Below are 17,207 nucleotides of genomic sequence, written 5' to 3' on the forward strand. Positions count from 1 at the left end.
GTGGGTAATGCATACGTGCTAATTCCAACAGATCTAGGTGCTATAAAACTCCTCGCTTGTATCGGTAAAATACCACCATCTTGTCCAAAATCATCCAAATCATCTGATAAATCCTCACCTTTTAATAAATCACTCATTTATTACTACCTTTAAGTAAATAAAATATAAGAATTTGTTAACTTTTATATTAGAAGTTTTCATTCTTTATTATTCGACTTAATTTATTTATATTTATTATTTATTATACTTTATTTGTAGTTTGTATCCTGAAATATAAAAACCTAACTACTCGTAATATATACATAATTATAATAGAGTCAAAACAAATTTAAAAATAATTAAATTTTATTTCCATTTTGATTCAAAAATAAAGAATATTTATAATATGTAAAATATATATATTATATTGATAGTGTATCGTTTTATTTTTCCAGCTCTCTAAGATTTTATTATAAAAAAAATAAGCTTTTTGATTGATTGTACATTTATTGTTAATTAATGATGAATTATATTTTAATTTTTTTAAATTTTTAAAAGAATTTTTTTTATATAGGTTATTAATTTTTTTTGAATCTATTAAATATGCTGTATAAAAGTTATTTATTAGTTGATAAGCTTTATATATTCAATAGGATATACGATATGAGTAGTTACCGTAATTTAGATATATTTTGCATAATAGAAATTAGCAGAAAAAAATAAAGTAAATTAAATGAGTGTTGCTCTTGTTATAGAACGTATATTTTTAAGTTTATATATAATGTTTTTTGTATTAATAATGATTTAATTATCAAATCAAATAAAAATTATAAAAAAAGATTGGAGGAGAGTATGGCTGGTATTATTTCTATGATAGAAAATAATGAACAAAATAAAAAAGAAACCGTTGCGACAACGATTCGTATGACTGAAGAGATTGCTTCTCAAATTGAAGGATTAGTCGATTACCTTGAAACTTCTAAAAATGAAGTAATGGTCAATCTATTAAAAACTGGATTAGAACAGGCATATCAATATATCAACACCATGGATGATGATATCATAGAGTCAGAAGATAATGTTATAAGATATTTTCTATTTAATACAAATAAAGGGAATAATGTAGCAGATCATGCGCGCATGATGGATGAGGAGCGCATTGAAGCCTTTAGCTCTCCGTGGAAAGAGAGTATTAAAAAAATTAAAAAAGATGATATTGTTTTTTTATATGCCAACGGAGAAGGAATTGTTGCTTATGGTAAGGCAAGTGGCATAGTACAAAATGGATATCGTTATGATGATCCCAAGCAAGACGGCAGTTGCTATCAAGAATTAATTGACTTTAAAAAACTTTCTAAACCAATAAAGGCTTCGGAGATATATAAAGTTTTGGGCAAGAAAGTACCTTTCTTAAAAACATTATATATTCTTAAACACGGTGAAAAATTGTGGAAAATTATAAAAAAATAGAAAGTTGTTATTTTTAATTGATGTTGATAGGGCTGGGTTTTACTGGGCAACAAAACATTGCCCAGTAAACGATAAATCTATGATTGCTCTATAACAGTTTTAGAAGGCTTTGCTCCGCTAACGCCATAGTATAAAATATATACATAACAAAGAAGTGGTAATAAGAAAGCGTGGTGTAATCCAATGCTATCAGCGATAAAACCCTGAGCAAATGGAATCACTGCCCCTCCGACAATAGCCATTACCACTAAACTTGATGCTTGTTCTGTTAAAATTCCCATTCCTGTAATAGCTAAAGAGAAAATCGTCGGGAACATAATAGAGTTAAATAAACCAATGGAGATAATAGAATATACAGCAACATTTCCAGAGGATAGCATGGTAATAACTAATAAACACAGATTAACAATTGCACAAAGAGACAATAATTTGCGTGGGGATATTTTCACCATTAATGCTGATCCTATGACACGTCCAACCATCGCACCTCCCCAGAAAAAAGCGACATATTGGGAGGCAACTTGTTCAGTCATCCGACCAATATCAGGTAATGTTAAATAGCTTATCATAAAACTGCCGACTGATACTTCGGCACCAACATAAAAGAAAATTCCTAATGCACCAAGAACAGCATGAGGATATTGAAATACATCTTTAAGAGAATGAGGTGTGTTTTTGCTTTCTTCTGCTTGATCTTTATTTTCGGGAAGCTTAAAGATGGCCACGAAACCAGCAAGTAATAAAAGAATAATACCCAAAATTGCATATGGTTTTTGAACTGATTTGGCTTGATTATTCCGATATTCTTGCATTTTTTGTTTAGCTGCGGGCGTTATTTCACTTTTTAACTTTTGCAGCATATTCGTTTGGTTAGGATCAAGTGAAGTTGTAACAAGACCATCCATTGATTGCACTAAAGCATCGGCAGGTAATTGCTCTAATTTTTCCGCTGGAATATTACTGAGAATATATAACTTTTGTTCAGTTGGTATATCGCTTAACACAGTTCCCAATATTTCAGGGGGAAGGCGATTAGCTTGTTCTAATAGTAATTCATTCGAAAGTTTGTTAAAAATGAAAGGTGGAATATTTTTTAAAGCATAGGCAACATTCTCAGGCTTTGCTTGATTGAATGCAGATTGAATATCCGTGGTTGGTTTATTTTCAAGTGTAGAAATTAATTGAATTGTTTCTGGAGCTGTTGCCACATCTTTTGGTAAAGTATAAGAAGCACCCACTAGAATAAGAATACCACCAAGATAGGGAGCTACAGTGGTTCCCAAAGCATTAAATGCTTGAGCCAAGTTTAGTCGGCTAGAGCTGGTTTTCTGAGAGCCTAATAAGGTAACATACGGATTGGCGGCAACTTGTAAGATTGTTATTCCAGTTGCGAGAATAAAAAGTGCAAGTAAGAAAATGTAATAATTAGAGGAAATAGCCGCAGGCCAAAACCCAAATGCGCCAATTGCCGCAATAATAAGACCAGTGACAATGCCTTTTTTATATCCGAGCGAGGAAACAATTTTCCCTCCTGGTATAGACATTAGAAAATATGCACCAAAGAATGTGAATTGGACCAACATGGCTTGGGCATAGTTTAATTCAAATACGGTCTTTAAATGTGGAATAAGAATATCATTTAGACACGTCAAAAATCCCCACATGAAGAAAACGGTTGTCATGACGCTTAATGCGACAGGATAGTACGTGAATGAATTTTGACGGGCTTCGAAATTGTCAGAAGCCCCTGATGAAGAATTGCTCATAATCGTCCTGTTTCTATATTTTTATAAAATTGGAGAATTAAATTCGCTCGTTATATATAAATTATAGTAAGCAAAATAATATACATATAGAAAAACATATAAATTGAAAAATCAAAAGATATTTATAAGATCAATTAGAGATTATTTATACGTGATGTTCTTACTAGTCTATTTAACGATCCATTGCTGTCGTTCAGGATTACGCTTTTCCCAACCTTTTTCCTCTAGTTCTGGAGTTATATTCTGAAATTGAGGATAGCCTACACATAAATAGGCAATAAAATTCCAATCCTCTGGAACCGTTAAAATAGACTTCACTTTTGCAGGAGGCAAAATAGAAACCCATCCAACCCCAATACCGTAAGCTCTGGCAGCCAACCAAAAACTAAAAATTGACATAACGGTTGAATAATTTGTCGTTTCTGGCATGGTCTGCCTTCCTAATCCCTTGCCCTGTGCGGGGTTTATTTCTGAAAAAACAGCAATATGATGTGGAGCATCATTCAGACCAGATAGTTTTAGATTTGAGTACATTTGTTGTTGTTCAGAAGCATATTCTTGCGCAGCTTGTTGATTACACTCTTGGAAAAGCGAGTAAATTTGCTCACGTAGGGCAGGGGTTTCAACCTTTATATATCGCCAAGGTTGGCTGAGTCCGACTGAAGGTGCTAATGAGGCAACGTATAATAGCTGGTTAAGGATATGATTATCAACGGGTTTTGATTGGAAGTGTCTGACATCTCTGCGCCAAGAAAAGAGTTGCTCAAGCTCTTGAATAAAATCATCTGAAAATTGAGGAGTAGGCATAAATTTATATCCTCTGTGCTTGTAAAGGTTGAAACGAAAAAAGCCAGGATAAGAAACTTCCTGGCTTTTGATTAAATATATAGCTTTGGAGCCAAGCTATTATGGGTGTTTTGAAATTTGACGTTTTAATGCATCAATTAATGCAGAGACATTATTACCGTGACGAGCAATAAAAGAAGTATAATCACCTCTTTGTGTCACTGATAAAGAGGCATTTTCGCCAATAATATCAACCACTCTTGGGGATCCGCTTTCTGTACTGATAACCCATTGTATCGAGACATTTGGCTGTTTTGGACGATGAAGAATGGTTTCAATTGAGAACCTACCACCTTCAACTGTAGAGACTTTGCCAATGTCAAAAGAAACGCCTTTATATTCGCCCAAACGGTCAGTGATAGAATTGATTAATACCTGGTGAAATAATTGAACATATTCTTTTTGTTGTTCTGGTGTTGCGATACGCCAAAAACGACCAAGGCAAAATTTAGCGATTGTGTCAACATCAACATCTTGATTTAAAATTGTTAAAAACTGTTCTTTCTTCTCTTTTGCGGATTTATTGCTATTCACAACAGAAACCATTTTATTACCTGTGGCTTCGAGCCATTGTCTTAATTCTGTGCCTGAATAAGATTTTTGTGCGTGTGCACCTGGAATAGCAAGAGGAGAATAAGGAACTATATTACTGGAAAATAATATACTTGAAACTGTGGCTATAGAAAAAAGAAAACGACAAGAGTAAATCTTCATTATATAATTCCTAACTTATTTTATATACCAAGCTGGCGTTGTGGCTCTGTGGTCATTGATGAGCTCTTTGATCTCAGCACTTTGTTGTTGTTGGTATGCGCTACGAATAGTTGCATAAGGATCCAACGAATCTCTTTGTAATTGATCCATTGCATCAAGATAGTCCGCTCTAGAGCTAATTACACCTAGGATATTATATGCCCAGTTAAAAGTAATCAAGCCATATCCTCTGGGGACATAGTTAAATGGCTGTAAACCAACAGCGATAATAGAGCCACCTGCTTCACGAAAGCTTGATGGTCCCATAAAGGGTACAAATAAATAAGGACCTGATTTGATTCCCCAAGAAGCCAAAGTCATGCCTGGGGTCGTATCATGATGTTCATACCCAACCATAGAGGCAACATCGATAAAACCACCAACACCAGCAACCATATTGATACACCAACGAGCAAAGGTATCGCCAGCACGTCTTGGTTTGCCAGCGCCAACATCAGAAAAGAACACAACAGGCTCATTCATTGTTGTAATCATATTGCTCAGAGATTTGCGAACTACTTTTGGCACAGCCCAAACATACGCTTTGGCAACAGGGCGAAGAGTATATTTATCAACTGTGGTCGTGAGATTATACATTTCACGGTTTGTAGGTTCGTATTTATCATTATTGCGTTTATATTCAGCCAAGGCTTCTGGATCTTTGGGAACTGGTGCCGTACATGCACTTGCGAAAAGAGATAAACCAACAGTCAAAGTAATATAAGAGAGACGACGCATTTTTTGTTTTTTCTTTGTTTGAGGCTGTAAAGAATGAGAAATATTACTGTTATTCAAATCCATTTTGCCTCTCAAGTGGTTTTATTAATTCCATAGACTATATCAAATATACCCAGTCATATCGTGCGATAGGCTTTGATTATATTGATATCTAATTTTTTGCACAGATTGCGTTTTGACCATAGCAGATTCATCTCTAAACAACAGAAAAAAGGTTGTGGGCAGAATAAAAAATAAACGTATCTTAACGAAATGTTGTACTATAATCACATTATTATTTTAGATTTTGTTGTAAAATATTGATATAAAACAAGAAGCGGTAAACAGAATCGTAGATATATTAACAATAAATAATCTGTTCAATAATTATAAACCACGATTTCGTTTGATATAATCCCAAGCAGCATTGATTTTAACAATTTTAATTGCTGATTCTGCCATCTCAGCTTCAGTTGCGCCTTTGGCAGCCATGACATCAGGGTGATGTTCGCGAACCAGCTTACGCCATTGATTGCGTATTTCTTCATCAGTGGCATTGCTGTGGATTTCAAGTGCTTCATATGGGTTTTGTTCTTCGGCTACACTGCGCAGAGAGCCACCGTTCATCATATAATCCCATGCCGACTGCGGCAATTCAAAGATTTTATAAACCTGACGTAAGAATTTTTCTTCTTCGGGATGTAATGGGGTTGAGGGATCTGAATCTGCCTTGGCAATGGCGAAAAGGAGGATCAGAAGATTTTCAAGTTTGCTTTTTTCATCTTTAAAAGCCACCGCCAGCTCTTCTGCAAATTTTGGATAATCGTCAACCCGTTGGCGTGCTTGGTCAAACAATTTTCCAATGGCGGGTTGCTGTTGAGCTGGTACTGCAAAGAAGCGTTTAAAAGCATCGATTTCTTTACGATTGACAGATCCATCACATTTGGCGATCTTTGCGGACAGAATAATCATACACAAGGCTAAGGCTTGGTCTTTTTTTCCTGTACTAACCGCCATTTTGACAGCAATATAACTTGCGGCACCCATAAAGTCAGGCGAGATTTTACGTTTCCATTGTTCTGTCCATCCACCAGCAGGGGGATCTAACAATGTATTTTTGTCTGCGGCATGTCCTAAGGCTGCACCCAGTAAGGCACCCATAGGTCCCCCCGCAGCAAAACCAGCAACAGTACCAAAAACTTTTCCAATAAACGCCATGTGCTTAACAATAAAAATTATAAAGAGAGTGTAAGTCTACTATTTTTGCAGCAAAAGGCAATATGTTTATCGTTCGCCTGTTGAAGACGCAAACGCCAATGCTGCCAATCGTAAAGCCGAAGAAAGAGGGCGATTTGGGTCTCGGTCTGTATCAATAGACATAATCAATGCAGACAAAGAGAGTTGTTGTTTTTGAGCAGATTGTTCCAATAGTTGCCAAAATTCTTTTTCCAAAGCCACACTGGTTTTATGACCAGAAAGGCGTAAGCTGCGTTTTTGTAAATAAGGATTGCTCATGATTTTAACTGTTCTATGGCCCATTGGGCGGTTTCTTGGATAATCGCATTGTCGTGGTTTGCCCATAATTGGGCATGGCATAGCAAGGATTGCTGTTGAGAATTGCCTAGTGCAATCAACACATTCCGAATAAAGCGTATATATCCAATTCGTTTGACGGGCGATCCAGAGAAAAATTGTCTGAATTCTTCTTCGGTAAAATGGGAAAATTCTTTTAATAGTGGTTTATTCAGCTCTTGGCGAGCTTGTAATTTGATATGGCGACTATGTTGAGCAAAATGATTCCAAGGGCAAACCGCTAAACAATCATCGCATCCATAAATACGATTACCAATGGATTTTCGAAATTCGATGGGAATAGCACCACTATATTCAATGGTTAAATATGAAATGCAGCGTGTCGCATCCAGTTGAAACGGTGCAGGGAAAGCATTGGTGGGACAGGCTTGTAAACATTGGTTGCAACTGCCGCAATGGTTTTTAGAAGTTTGAGAGGGCGGTAGTTCTAATGTCGTCAAAATCTCCCCTAAGAAAAGCCAGCTGCCAAATTGACGCGAAACTAAATTGGTATGCTTGCCTTGCCACCCCAGTCCAGCTTGTTGCGCCAAAGGTTTTTCCATAATGGGGGCGGTATCGACAAATACTTTGACTTGATCGGTTGGAGTTATAAATGGTTTAGCTTCTTTGATGATATATTGTGCCAAATGTTTTAACCATCCTTTAATCATGTCGTGATAATCTCTGTGTCGTGCATAAACAGAGATATTCCCTATTTCGGGATGGTTTAAGTTGGCTAATGGATCAATGTCGGGGCCATAATTAACACCTAAAACGATAGCAGATTTGACTTCTGGCCATAAATGGTCTGGGCTGGATCGCTGAAAGGAACGATCTTCTAACCATTGCATTTCTCCGTGGCGTTTCCTATCAATAAATTCGTTTAACTGTTGTGCTTTTTCTGGTGACAGTTGTGCTTTGCAAATACCAAACTGATCAAATCCCAGTTCAAATGCTTTATTTCGAATAAGTTGCGTTAAAGATACAGGTAACATAAGAAGGCATAAAATATCAGAAAGGTTTGAAAATGTAGGTATAATACGAAAGCTATAAACTATCAGAATTAAAGGCAAAGAAAAACAAAAGAGTTTATTGCGATTGTTGAAATAATTGAAAGAATAAATATATTGTAAAACAGCAAATAATATGAATACCTTATTATTTATTAGTATTTTTTTATAAGTGATAATTTTCCATTAAATGTAAAGGAATGATTAAGGATGAAGTTTTTTTCTTTTTTACCAGCACTCGCCGTGGTGGTGGCAATTTCTGGATGTGCATCGGACACTCCTTTACCTTTTAATCAGCTGGGGGATTTCAGTGCATATCCCTTAAACAAGCAAACGTTTCGTATTTCTTATACTGCAAATGATAATATTAGCTATGCTGCTGCGCAAAATATTACATTGATTAAAGCTGCTCAAACAACAATTCAAAATGGATACCAATATTTTATTGTTATGAATAGCTCTAGTAATGTTCATAAAAAACCACAAAGAGAAGTGACTTATGCAGGTGGTGGATATGGCGGTGGATATTGGGGCGGCGGTCCAGGATTTTGGGGACCAGGTGCTTGGGGGCCTGGCGCTTGGGGACCACCAGTGTGGAATGACCCATTTTATGGTGTGCCACAAGTGGTTACAACAGGACCCGCAGAGATCGCATATAACATAGAATGCTTTGCGAACGAACAGACCGCGCCACAAAATGCTTATAATGCAACATTAATTTTGACAACAATTGGTCAAAAATATGGTGTAAGCCCAACTGGTCAAGTGATTATTCAACAGCCAGAACAGCATAAATAAGATTATAACTTAAGGAGCAACTTGTTTAATATAAATAACAGTTGTTCCTTACCATACAACTGGATATTCCACGGCTACTCTGAATTGATTGGTATTAATTTCTGATTGAGCTTTGTTCGCTTGATGAATACTGTGTCTGGCAGTAATATTCAGCTTCTTCGCCCAGCCTTTTAGAACGACATATCTAGCCATCAGCTCATGCTCCCAATGTTTGCCGTTTTTGCCATATCCCAACCAATAATAGGCACTTTTTTGTGTCATCTTCGTGCCATCAATCCCTGTTCCTCTGATAAAAGCAGAGCTTATAGAAAGACCATGAATACCGATCAGGGATAAATCCAGCTCATAGCTGACTTGCCAAGATTGTTCATGTGGGCCGTTAAAATCAGATAATTGCGTTGCATTGGGCAGCCAGATTGCGCCTCTGGTGACATAATCAAAGGGTGTATTCCCGTGGACTTTTTGATAAGCAGCAGAGAATTTATGCACGCCGAGTTGATAAGTCGCAGCTAAACTGGCCGTATTATTATTAATTTTTCCCGCATAGGATTTGCCTGTATTATGACTGTGATAAAATTGCAGATCCAAGATAATCATTTGATGATGCGTTAAATGATGTTTGTAATTACCGTTTATATAATAAGTCATCCAGCTATTATGATACCGCCCGACATAAGATGTCAAAGAAAGTTCTTTAATTCCAGTATAAGTTCCACCCACAAAATCAAATGATTTTCCTTTTCTAAAGGATGGGTTTAAATAATTGACGATCAGATCATTATGATTTTTGGTCGCATTACGATCGGCATTAGCAGTAAAATGTCCTATTTGTAGGGTTAGTTTCTTAACTTCGTTACTGGTTACCAATAGTCCTGTAGATGTTTCTGGTAGTAACCTTGTGTCAGAAGAGCTAAATATCGGTGTTTTGGGACGCATTATACCGTATTTAGCAACTGTAGAATGCAGCCTTACTTTGGCGGCACCCCCTGTGCGATTGTAAAAATCTTGCACGCTGCCATCAGCATTTTTTCGTAATAATCGAATGCGCCCCGTGCGTCCTTTGGCTTGTAATTTTAATCCTGTATAGCTTTGAGCATCAATGCCGAACCCGACGAAGCCAGGGGTAAAGCCAGACTGAAAACTGGCCATTAATCCATAGCCCCATTCGGTTGCATAATTGGGGGAGGTCTTAACGTCTGGATATTTCCTCGTGTCGTAAACGGTGCGATTAACAATAGAAGTTACACTGTCGGCCCAGAAACCATGTTTCTTTTCTGCTTTTGTTTCGCTACAATATGCACAATTACATCCAATGGAATGTAAAATCAGAAAAGGAGGAACCAATATTTTTTTTGTATGTCTCTTAAGCATGTCTGGCTCTGTTCAACACTATAAATATTTTAGCCAATGAATATGTTTATGCGTCGCTTTATAGTTGGAAAAGAAACGCACGAATGGGTATAGTAAGAAAATTAAGGCAAGCCAACAAGCCCATAATTGCCAAACTTCATTAAACCCAAAATAATCCCCTTTGTTTTTACCAAATTGATATACAGTGCCAAGATACATAAATTTCAGAACGAATAAATGGAGGATATAGAAAAATAATGGAACGCTGCCAAAGATTGCTGCGTATTTCAATATAAAAGCATGTTGAAAACGTTCAAGGAAAGACAGTAAGAAGAAACCAATACTTAACGTGATTAACAGAAATAAGAAAGAAGGTGGGTATTTAGTAATATTAAAAAAACTCATGAGGGTTTCAGTCGTCGAGCTGCCATAAATCCATGGATGATCTCCGTAAATATTTGTCATTCTGATAATGATAAAAGACGATAAGAGTAACAATGCGCTAAGTTGTAGATTCTTTTGGCGTTGCTGTGCAGGAAAAGTGGATTTAAACCATGATCCACAATAATATCCAATGGAAATAACACCAATCCACGGTAAGACAGGATAAGTGGTACGAAACGTCAGTATATCCCCAATATTTACCCAAACACGATCATGAATGATTGCCCATGGTATATATAAGGCAGACTCATTCGAAAAATGAATATGATCCAAAAGATTATGTCCAGCAATAATGATGATTGCTAGGGTAAGCAATATGGTTCTTGGCAGCCAGATGAGTGCGGATAAAGCGATCATACTTAACCCAATTGCCCAAATGACTTGTAAAAACAGTCGATGGGGTGGGAATTCAAACGTCCAAGCAAAATTAATCACAGTGATTTCTAATACAACCAGAAACAATCCACGAATAAGCAAAAAACGACTGACATCGCTTTTATGCTGTTGTTTTTGTCCATATAAATAAGCCGATAAACCCGTCAGAAACACAAAAATAGGGGCACATATATGGGCAAGCGATCGGCTGAGATATAAATCCAGAGGCGTTATCGAAACATCCATCGGGTCAGAGACTTGCAAATGCAAGAAAAAAGTCTCTCTGACATGATCGATAATCATGATGAGAATAACGATCCCTCGTAACATATCAACAGATTTTAAGCGTTGTGATATCGGTTGAGAAGATTGCTCTATTTTATTATTTAACATACCCAAACTATTTTCTTCTTAAAATCAATCATTGATAGGGACTCAAATTTTAGTTTTAATATACTATTTCTTTGCTTTTATACGAAAAAGCAAAGAAATAGAAACCATAGAATAATTTAACGATTAATGTGTCGTAATCGATGCATAAAATTGGTCATTAATGGTGTTTTTTCGTAGATGTTTCGCTGCACTTACCATATGTTCAAGGGCAGGAATGACCTCTTTCCACTGACGTGTCTTCAACCCACAGTCTGGATTAATCCATAAATGTTGCACAGGGATTAATTGTTTGGCCTTGTCCATTAATTGAATGATTTGCTCGGTTGAAGGAATATTGGGGGAATGAATATCATAGACGCCTGGGCCAATGCTGTTTGGATATTTAAATTGTTCAAAGACTTCCAGTAGCTCCATATTAGAACGAGAGGTTTCAATGGTAATCACATCCGCATCCATAGATGCAATTGCGGCAATAATATCATTGAACTCAGAGTAACACATATGCGTATGAATTTGTGTTTCATCTTGCACACCATTGGCCGTAACACGAAAAGAGTCAATCGCCCAATTCAGATACTCATTCCATTGTGAACGACGTAAAGGCAGACCTTCACGTAATGCAGCTTCATCAATTTGAATGATTTGAACACCCGCTTTTTCAAGATCCAAGACTTCAGCTCTGATCGCCATGGCGAGTTGATAGCAACTTTCTGATCTGGGTTGATCGTCTCTGACGAAAGACCAATTCAAGATGGTAACGGGGCCAGTCAGCATTCCTTTGACGGGTTTATTGGTCAGGGATTGTGCGTATTTAATCCATTCGACGGTCATTGGAATTGGACGGGAAATGTCTCCGTATAAAATAGGAGGTTTGACACAGCGTGATCCATATGATTGCACCCAACCATGTTGGCTGATGGCATATCCGTTCAGTTGCTCGCCGAAATATTCAACCATGTCATTGCGTTCTGCTTCGCCATGAACAAAGACATCAAGCTCTAATTTGGTTTGTTGTTCAATACAAAAGGCAATTTCTTTGTGCATTGCTGCTTCATAGGTTTTGAAGTCAATCAATCCTTTTTTGAACTGATTTCTAGCTTTACGAATATCAGCAGTTTGAGGAAAAGATCCAATGGTGGTGGTCGGAAAGTGTGGAAGATTTAAAATGGCTTGTTGTTTTTTAAATCGTTCAGCATAATTGCTTTTGCGTTGTCCTAATTCTGGGGTAATTAAAGAGCGAACATGACGCACGGCTGGATTATGAGTGCGATCAGAATTTTTACGACTATTGATTGCAGATTGATTGTCATCTAGGGCTTGTTGGACAGAGGCTTTTCCTTGATTTAAGGCGGTGGCAAGAATATTGATTTCCTCTAGTTTTTGTAATGCAAACGCCATCCAAGATTGGAGTTCTGAATCTAATTTTTGTTCATTGTTTAAATCAACAGGGACGTGTAGCAAAGAACAAGAAGGCGCAATCCATAAACGATCGCCTAATTGTAGAGAAATGGGTTCCAGCCATTGTAAAATAGCATTTAAATCACTTTTCCAAATATTACGTCCATTAATAACCCCCAAAGAGATTATTTTATTATCTGTAATGGCGTTAATGAGGGGGTTAATTTCGTCAAAGCCATTGATGGTATCTAAATGAACGGCTTGTACAGATAGAGATGCCAATAAAGGAAGGTTCTCTTTTAACTGTCCAAAATAAGTGGCGATTAGGATATTGATGTTGGGCGTATTTAACACTTGATAGGTCGAAACAAACGCGTTTTTCCAAGCCTCAGAGAGTTCAGTGACTAAGATCGGCTCGTCGAGTTGTATCCATTGCACATCATGTTCAGCAAGCGTTTTTAAAAGTTGTTGATAGATTTCGATTAGTTGAGGCAAGAGGCTAATTTTATCGCGATTACCATAGGTTTTGCCAATATATAAATAACTGACAGGTCCAATCAGAACAGGTTTAACATGAGGGTTAATCTGTTGGGCCTCTTTAATTTGTTGTAATAAATGTTCTGGATTTAGCGAAAATTTTGTGTCGTTGGTAAATTCAGGGACAATATAATGATAATTCGTATCAAACCATTTTGTCATTTCCCCTGCAAAACTATGATTATCGTCTGTAATATCATTGACAGAACGCCCTCTGGCAACGCGGAAATATTGATCTAAGATTGTATCATTTTGTTTAACTGAACGGGTTGGGATATTTCCTAATAAAAAGCTGGCATCCAGAATATGGTCGTAAAAAGAAAAATCACCTACTGGGATATGATTTAAATGATTTTGATGCTGCCAGTGGGTTTGTCTTAATGCTTTACCTGTTTTGATGAGGGCTTCTTGAGGTTCAGAACCATTCCAATAGGCTTCCAAAGCGAATTTGAGTTCTCTTTTAACACCGATCCGCGGGAAGCCAAGATTATGTGTGGTCACCATGAGTTTATTTTCCTGTATAACGTGAATTACAGGCATGATAGGCAAGGTAAACTAGAAATAAAAATGATATTAATTCATTGAACTATGCATTATATTCATAGTATGGTTCGTGATAATCAACAGGGATAAAAATATGCTGGAAATTATTCATTTAGAAATTATTCAAGAGCTCGATAAACAAAAATCTTTGACCAAAGCTGCTGAAACATTATGCCTCAGCCAATCTGCATTAAGCCATACGATAAAAAAACTAGAACAACAATTGGGTGTGGCATTGTGGGTCAGGGATGGTCGATATTTGCGGTTAACTCAAGCAGGGCTGTATTTATTATCGTTATCCAGTCGTATTTTGCCACAGCTTAATCATGCGGAAATGATGATCCAGCAATATGCCGAGGGTAAAGCGGGCAATTTACGAATTGGATTGGAATGTTATCCTTGTTATCAATGGTTGTTAAAGGTCGTTTCCCCTTATTTAGAAGCATGGCCAAATATCGATATTGATGTAAAGCAAAAATTTAAATTTGGTGGGTTGGATGCGCTGGAAAATTATGAAATAGATTTGTTAGTAACGCCTGATCCTATTTTTAAAGAGGATTTATTGTTCCAGCCTGTTTTTGATTATGAACAGATTTTAGTTGTCGGTAAAAATCATCCTTTAAAGGATAAGAAATATATTCAACCTACGGATTTATTGAACGAAATCTTAATTACATATCCTGTGCCAGCCGATCGTTTAGATATTTACAGCCAATTTCTGATTCCTGCGGGAATAGTGCCGCATCAACATAAAACGATTGAGACAACCGATATTATCTTGCAAATGGTTGAAAGCCATCGTGGTGTAACAGCTTTGCCTTTGTGGTTGGTCAAAGAAAATATGAAGCAATTCAAGATTGCACCCGTTCGTTTAGGGAAACATGGCATATCCAAGCATATTCATGTGGGAATACGTAAAAAGGATCAAGAGTTGTCTTATATTCAATCTTTTATAGATCAAGCAATGGCGGTGGAGTTATACGGATAATTGCTTATATATCTTGTATATCGACCCCTAAGGCATTTAATTTAATGGTTAATGCGGTGCAAGATCGTCCAAACAAAATAGATAAATTATTTAAGTTAAAACCTTCGGTAATTTTGTTTATCATCATGTTCTCTTCCTCTTTTGACCAAGTTTTAGAATGTCGAGGATATTCTCTTCTTCTTGCCATTATTTCTGATGTTGCTTCACTTTTATCATATTTTTTATCTAACTCGGACAAGTCTAGTGGCTTAACAACATCTATATTTGTTTCAATCTGATTGACTGCTATTTTGCTTTGTTGAATTGTAAGCTCATCATATTTATAGGTTTCAAACTTGACTTTGCCTTTTTGAACTGCCTTTTGGATGGCATCTTGCACTTTGGATAGGGATGCTTGATGGTTCGATTTGACTTCAACAAAAATGATTTCTATATCATCAATTGTTTTTTGACCTTCACGATATGCTTCTAAATTATTAAAGATAATAAAATCAATGGGCTTTCCTACAAATGTACAATCAGCAGCCATATATGGAAACCCTTTGTGAAAGGGGCAAAATATTTCGCTGATATTACCTTTGAGTGTATATCGAGATCGATCAAGTGCTTGTTTAGTTTTGATTTTAAGTTCATTATCATATGCTATTTTTAATTCATATATTTTTTGTTCATAATCTCGTTGGATCTCTGATACATTGTTAGCAATTTGAGCTTTCTTTTGTATTAAAATAATAATTGATATCAATAAAATAATAATAATTATACTCAACATATTTTGTAATATTCCTTTTATTTATATAAACTTATTGTTGCAACTGTGTATATAATTTTATAGGAATATAAACAATTCATTATTTTTATATAACGATTTATTTAAAACGATATTTAGTTTGTATGGACAGTCAAAATTAATGGTTACCTTATAAATAATTGTAGTATTTATCAATCAATGTTGCTTTGGCTTTACTTACAATGTTATCGTCATATTTATAGACTTTAAATCTGATTCTTTTGTTGGCAATAGCGTGCTGAATAGCATTTTGGACTTTGGATAAATCAGGTGAGTTATTTGGTTTAATACCAACAAGAATAATTTCTATATCATCTACGCTTTTTTGACCGTCACGATAGGCTTGTAGATTATTGAACACAATATAGTCAATAGAATTGCCCACAAAACGACAATCCCGTGGATTATAAGGAAAATCGCTTTGAAAAGGGCAGAAATGTTCACTTTGTTCTTTTGTAAAACGATCGCGGGAATGATTTGAATCTGAATAAAGTTGAAATTGAACTTTTTTAGCCAAGGCAGTATGCTCTATTGCAGTTTGCACCTTAGACAGATTTGCCGAATAGGTTGCTTTGACTTCAAAGAAAACGATTTCTATCTCGTCAATTTCCTTTTGACCTGCACGATATGCCTCTAAATTATTAAATATAATATAGTCGATAGGATTTCCAATGAATATGCAGTCTCGCGCTTTATAGGGAAATCCCTTTTGGAAAGGGCAAAAGAGTTCGCCCAATTCTCTTTTAAAACTATTTCTGGAGCTGGTTAAGGCTTGTTTGGTTGCTTTTACTGTTTTATCTTTATGCTTTATTTTTAGATACTTAATTGTATCTAATTGCCCTTTATATCGTATCAATAAAACAATGATGACGATTAAAGCGATCATGATAATAATGTTCATGTGATATTCACTCTTTTTTTATATCTATTTTTAACAAGATGACGATATAGTTTTCTGAAAATTAAAACAATTTGTTAATGAGTGAAATATATGATGAGCTTAATAATAGACGGCATTATAATTGGAATTGGTGCGACCATTGTCTTGGATATTTGGGATGTGATATTTGGGTCTTTACCAGGACAGTCCAGAGCCAACTGGGCACCCATAGGGCGATGGGTTTGGAATCTAAAAGACGGTAAATTATTCAATGATACGATTGATGAGTTAACGCCTTATCAACATGAACTGGCATTAGGTTGGATTTTTCATTATGCGGTAGGGATTATCTATGGCGTTATTTTCGCGCTTTATGGCGGCCATGAATGGTTTGCCAATCCAACTTTCCTTCCAGTATGGATTTGGGGGATTATCACATTGGGCGCAGGCTGGTTTATCCTTCAACCAGGCCTAGGACTTGGCTTTGCAGCGTCTAAGTTACCCAATGCCTGGACTGTCCGTGTTCTTGGGCTGGTCGCACATACATTTTTTGCTGTGGGAATGTATGCAACGGCATTGTTGTTGGAATAGTTTATGA

General features: G+C 36.3%; 16 protein-coding genes. 4 read left to right on the plus strand and 12 right to left on the minus strand.

Annotation, left to right across the window (positions count from 1 at the left end):
* Positions 1–831 precede the first annotated feature (831 nt).
* Entirely contained in the window at positions 832–1,449 is a 618-nt protein-coding gene (locus tag PQG54_RS06740) for a hypothetical protein (RefSeq protein WP_271790272.1), read from the plus strand.
* 77 nt (positions 1,450–1,526) lie between these two features.
* Here PQG54_RS06740 and gluP read toward each other — a convergent pair whose 3' ends face one another.
* The 7 genes from gluP to queG all read right to left on the minus strand — a co-directional run bounded on the left by gluP (position 1,527) and on the right by queG (position 8,098).
* A complete protein-coding gene (gene gluP, locus PQG54_RS06745) occupies positions 1,527–3,215 on the minus strand; it encodes a glucose/galactose MFS transporter (protein ID WP_271790271.1) in 1,689 nt (562 codons plus the stop codon).
* A 168-nt stretch (positions 3,216–3,383) separates the two neighbouring features.
* Positions 3,384–4,022: a 5,6-dimethylbenzimidazole synthase gene (gene bluB, locus PQG54_RS06750; protein ID WP_271790270.1), complete on the minus strand. Its 639-nt coding sequence runs from the start codon at positions 4,020–4,022 to the stop codon at positions 3,384–3,386.
* Between the two features lie 99 nt (positions 4,023–4,121).
* Positions 4,122–4,775, minus strand: coding sequence for an MlaC/ttg2D family ABC transporter substrate-binding protein (locus PQG54_RS06755; RefSeq protein WP_271790269.1), 654 nt, complete (start codon positions 4,773–4,775; stop codon positions 4,122–4,124).
* A 15-nt stretch (positions 4,776–4,790) separates the two neighbouring features.
* On the minus strand, positions 4,791–5,552 hold the full coding sequence (locus PQG54_RS06760) for an MlaA family lipoprotein (RefSeq protein WP_271790273.1): 762 nt from the start codon (positions 5,550–5,552) through the stop codon (positions 4,791–4,793).
* Between the two features lie 366 nt (positions 5,553–5,918).
* Entirely contained in the window at positions 5,919–6,749 is an 831-nt protein-coding gene (locus tag PQG54_RS06765; RefSeq protein ID WP_271790268.1) for a TerB family tellurite resistance protein, read from the minus strand.
* Between the two features lie 66 nt (positions 6,750–6,815).
* Positions 6,816–7,046, minus strand: coding sequence for a ribbon-helix-helix domain-containing protein (locus PQG54_RS06770; RefSeq protein ID WP_271790267.1), 231 nt, complete (start codon positions 7,044–7,046; stop codon positions 6,816–6,818).
* On the minus strand, positions 7,043–8,098 hold the full coding sequence (gene queG / locus PQG54_RS06775) for a tRNA epoxyqueuosine(34) reductase QueG (RefSeq protein WP_271790266.1): 1,056 nt from the start codon (positions 8,096–8,098) through the stop codon (positions 7,043–7,045). Before queG ends, PQG54_RS06770 begins: the two co-directional genes overlap by 4 nt.
* A gap of 225 nt (positions 8,099–8,323) precedes the next feature.
* On the opposite strand from queG, the gene PQG54_RS06780 reads away from it, so the two are divergent.
* Positions 8,324–8,911, plus strand: coding sequence for a CC0125/CC1285 family lipoprotein (locus PQG54_RS06780; protein WP_271790265.1), 588 nt, complete (start codon positions 8,324–8,326; stop codon positions 8,909–8,911).
* Between the two features lie 48 nt (positions 8,912–8,959).
* On the opposite strand, the gene PQG54_RS06785 is transcribed toward PQG54_RS06780, so the two are convergent.
* The 3 genes from PQG54_RS06785 to metE all read right to left on the minus strand — a co-directional run bounded on the left by PQG54_RS06785 (position 8,960) and on the right by metE (position 13,912).
* Positions 8,960–10,282, minus strand: a complete 1,323-nt coding sequence (locus PQG54_RS06785; RefSeq protein WP_271790264.1) for an OprD family outer membrane porin — start codon at positions 10,280–10,282, stop codon at positions 8,960–8,962.
* 18 nt (positions 10,283–10,300) lie between these two features.
* Positions 10,301–11,473: a DUF1624 domain-containing protein gene (locus tag PQG54_RS06790; RefSeq protein ID WP_271790263.1), complete on the minus strand. Its 1,173-nt coding sequence runs from the start codon at positions 11,471–11,473 to the stop codon at positions 10,301–10,303.
* A 123-nt stretch (positions 11,474–11,596) separates the two neighbouring features.
* Positions 11,597–13,912, minus strand: coding sequence for a 5-methyltetrahydropteroyltriglutamate--homocysteine S-methyltransferase (gene metE, locus PQG54_RS06795; RefSeq protein ID WP_271790262.1), 2,316 nt, complete (start codon positions 13,910–13,912; stop codon positions 11,597–11,599).
* Positions 13,913–14,045: 133 nt separating this feature from the next.
* On the opposite strand from metE, the gene PQG54_RS06800 reads away from it, so the two are divergent.
* Positions 14,046–14,939 carry a LysR family transcriptional regulator gene (locus PQG54_RS06800; RefSeq protein ID WP_271790261.1) on the plus strand — a complete coding sequence of 298 codons (894 nt, stop codon included), beginning with the start codon at positions 14,046–14,048 and terminating at the stop codon, positions 14,937–14,939.
* Between the two features lie 4 nt (positions 14,940–14,943).
* On the opposite strand, the gene PQG54_RS06805 is transcribed toward PQG54_RS06800, so the two are convergent.
* A complete protein-coding gene (locus PQG54_RS06805) occupies positions 14,944–15,711 on the minus strand; it encodes a Holliday junction resolvase-like protein (protein ID WP_271790260.1) in 768 nt (255 codons plus the stop codon).
* A gap of 148 nt (positions 15,712–15,859) precedes the next feature.
* The gene (locus tag PQG54_RS06810) at positions 15,860–16,630 is read right to left on the minus strand and encodes a Holliday junction resolvase-like protein (RefSeq protein WP_271790259.1); all 771 of its coding nucleotides are present in this window, start codon (positions 16,628–16,630) and stop codon (positions 15,860–15,862) included.
* A 90-nt stretch (positions 16,631–16,720) separates the two neighbouring features.
* On the opposite strand from PQG54_RS06810, the gene PQG54_RS06815 reads away from it, so the two are divergent.
* Entirely contained in the window at positions 16,721–17,200 is a 480-nt protein-coding gene (locus PQG54_RS06815) for a DUF2938 domain-containing protein (RefSeq protein WP_271790258.1), read from the plus strand.
* Positions 17,201–17,207 lie beyond the last annotated feature (7 nt).

The sequence above is a fragment of the Commensalibacter communis genome (assembly GCF_947179015.1).
Classification (GTDB): domain Bacteria; phylum Pseudomonadota; class Alphaproteobacteria; order Acetobacterales; family Acetobacteraceae; genus Commensalibacter; species Commensalibacter communis.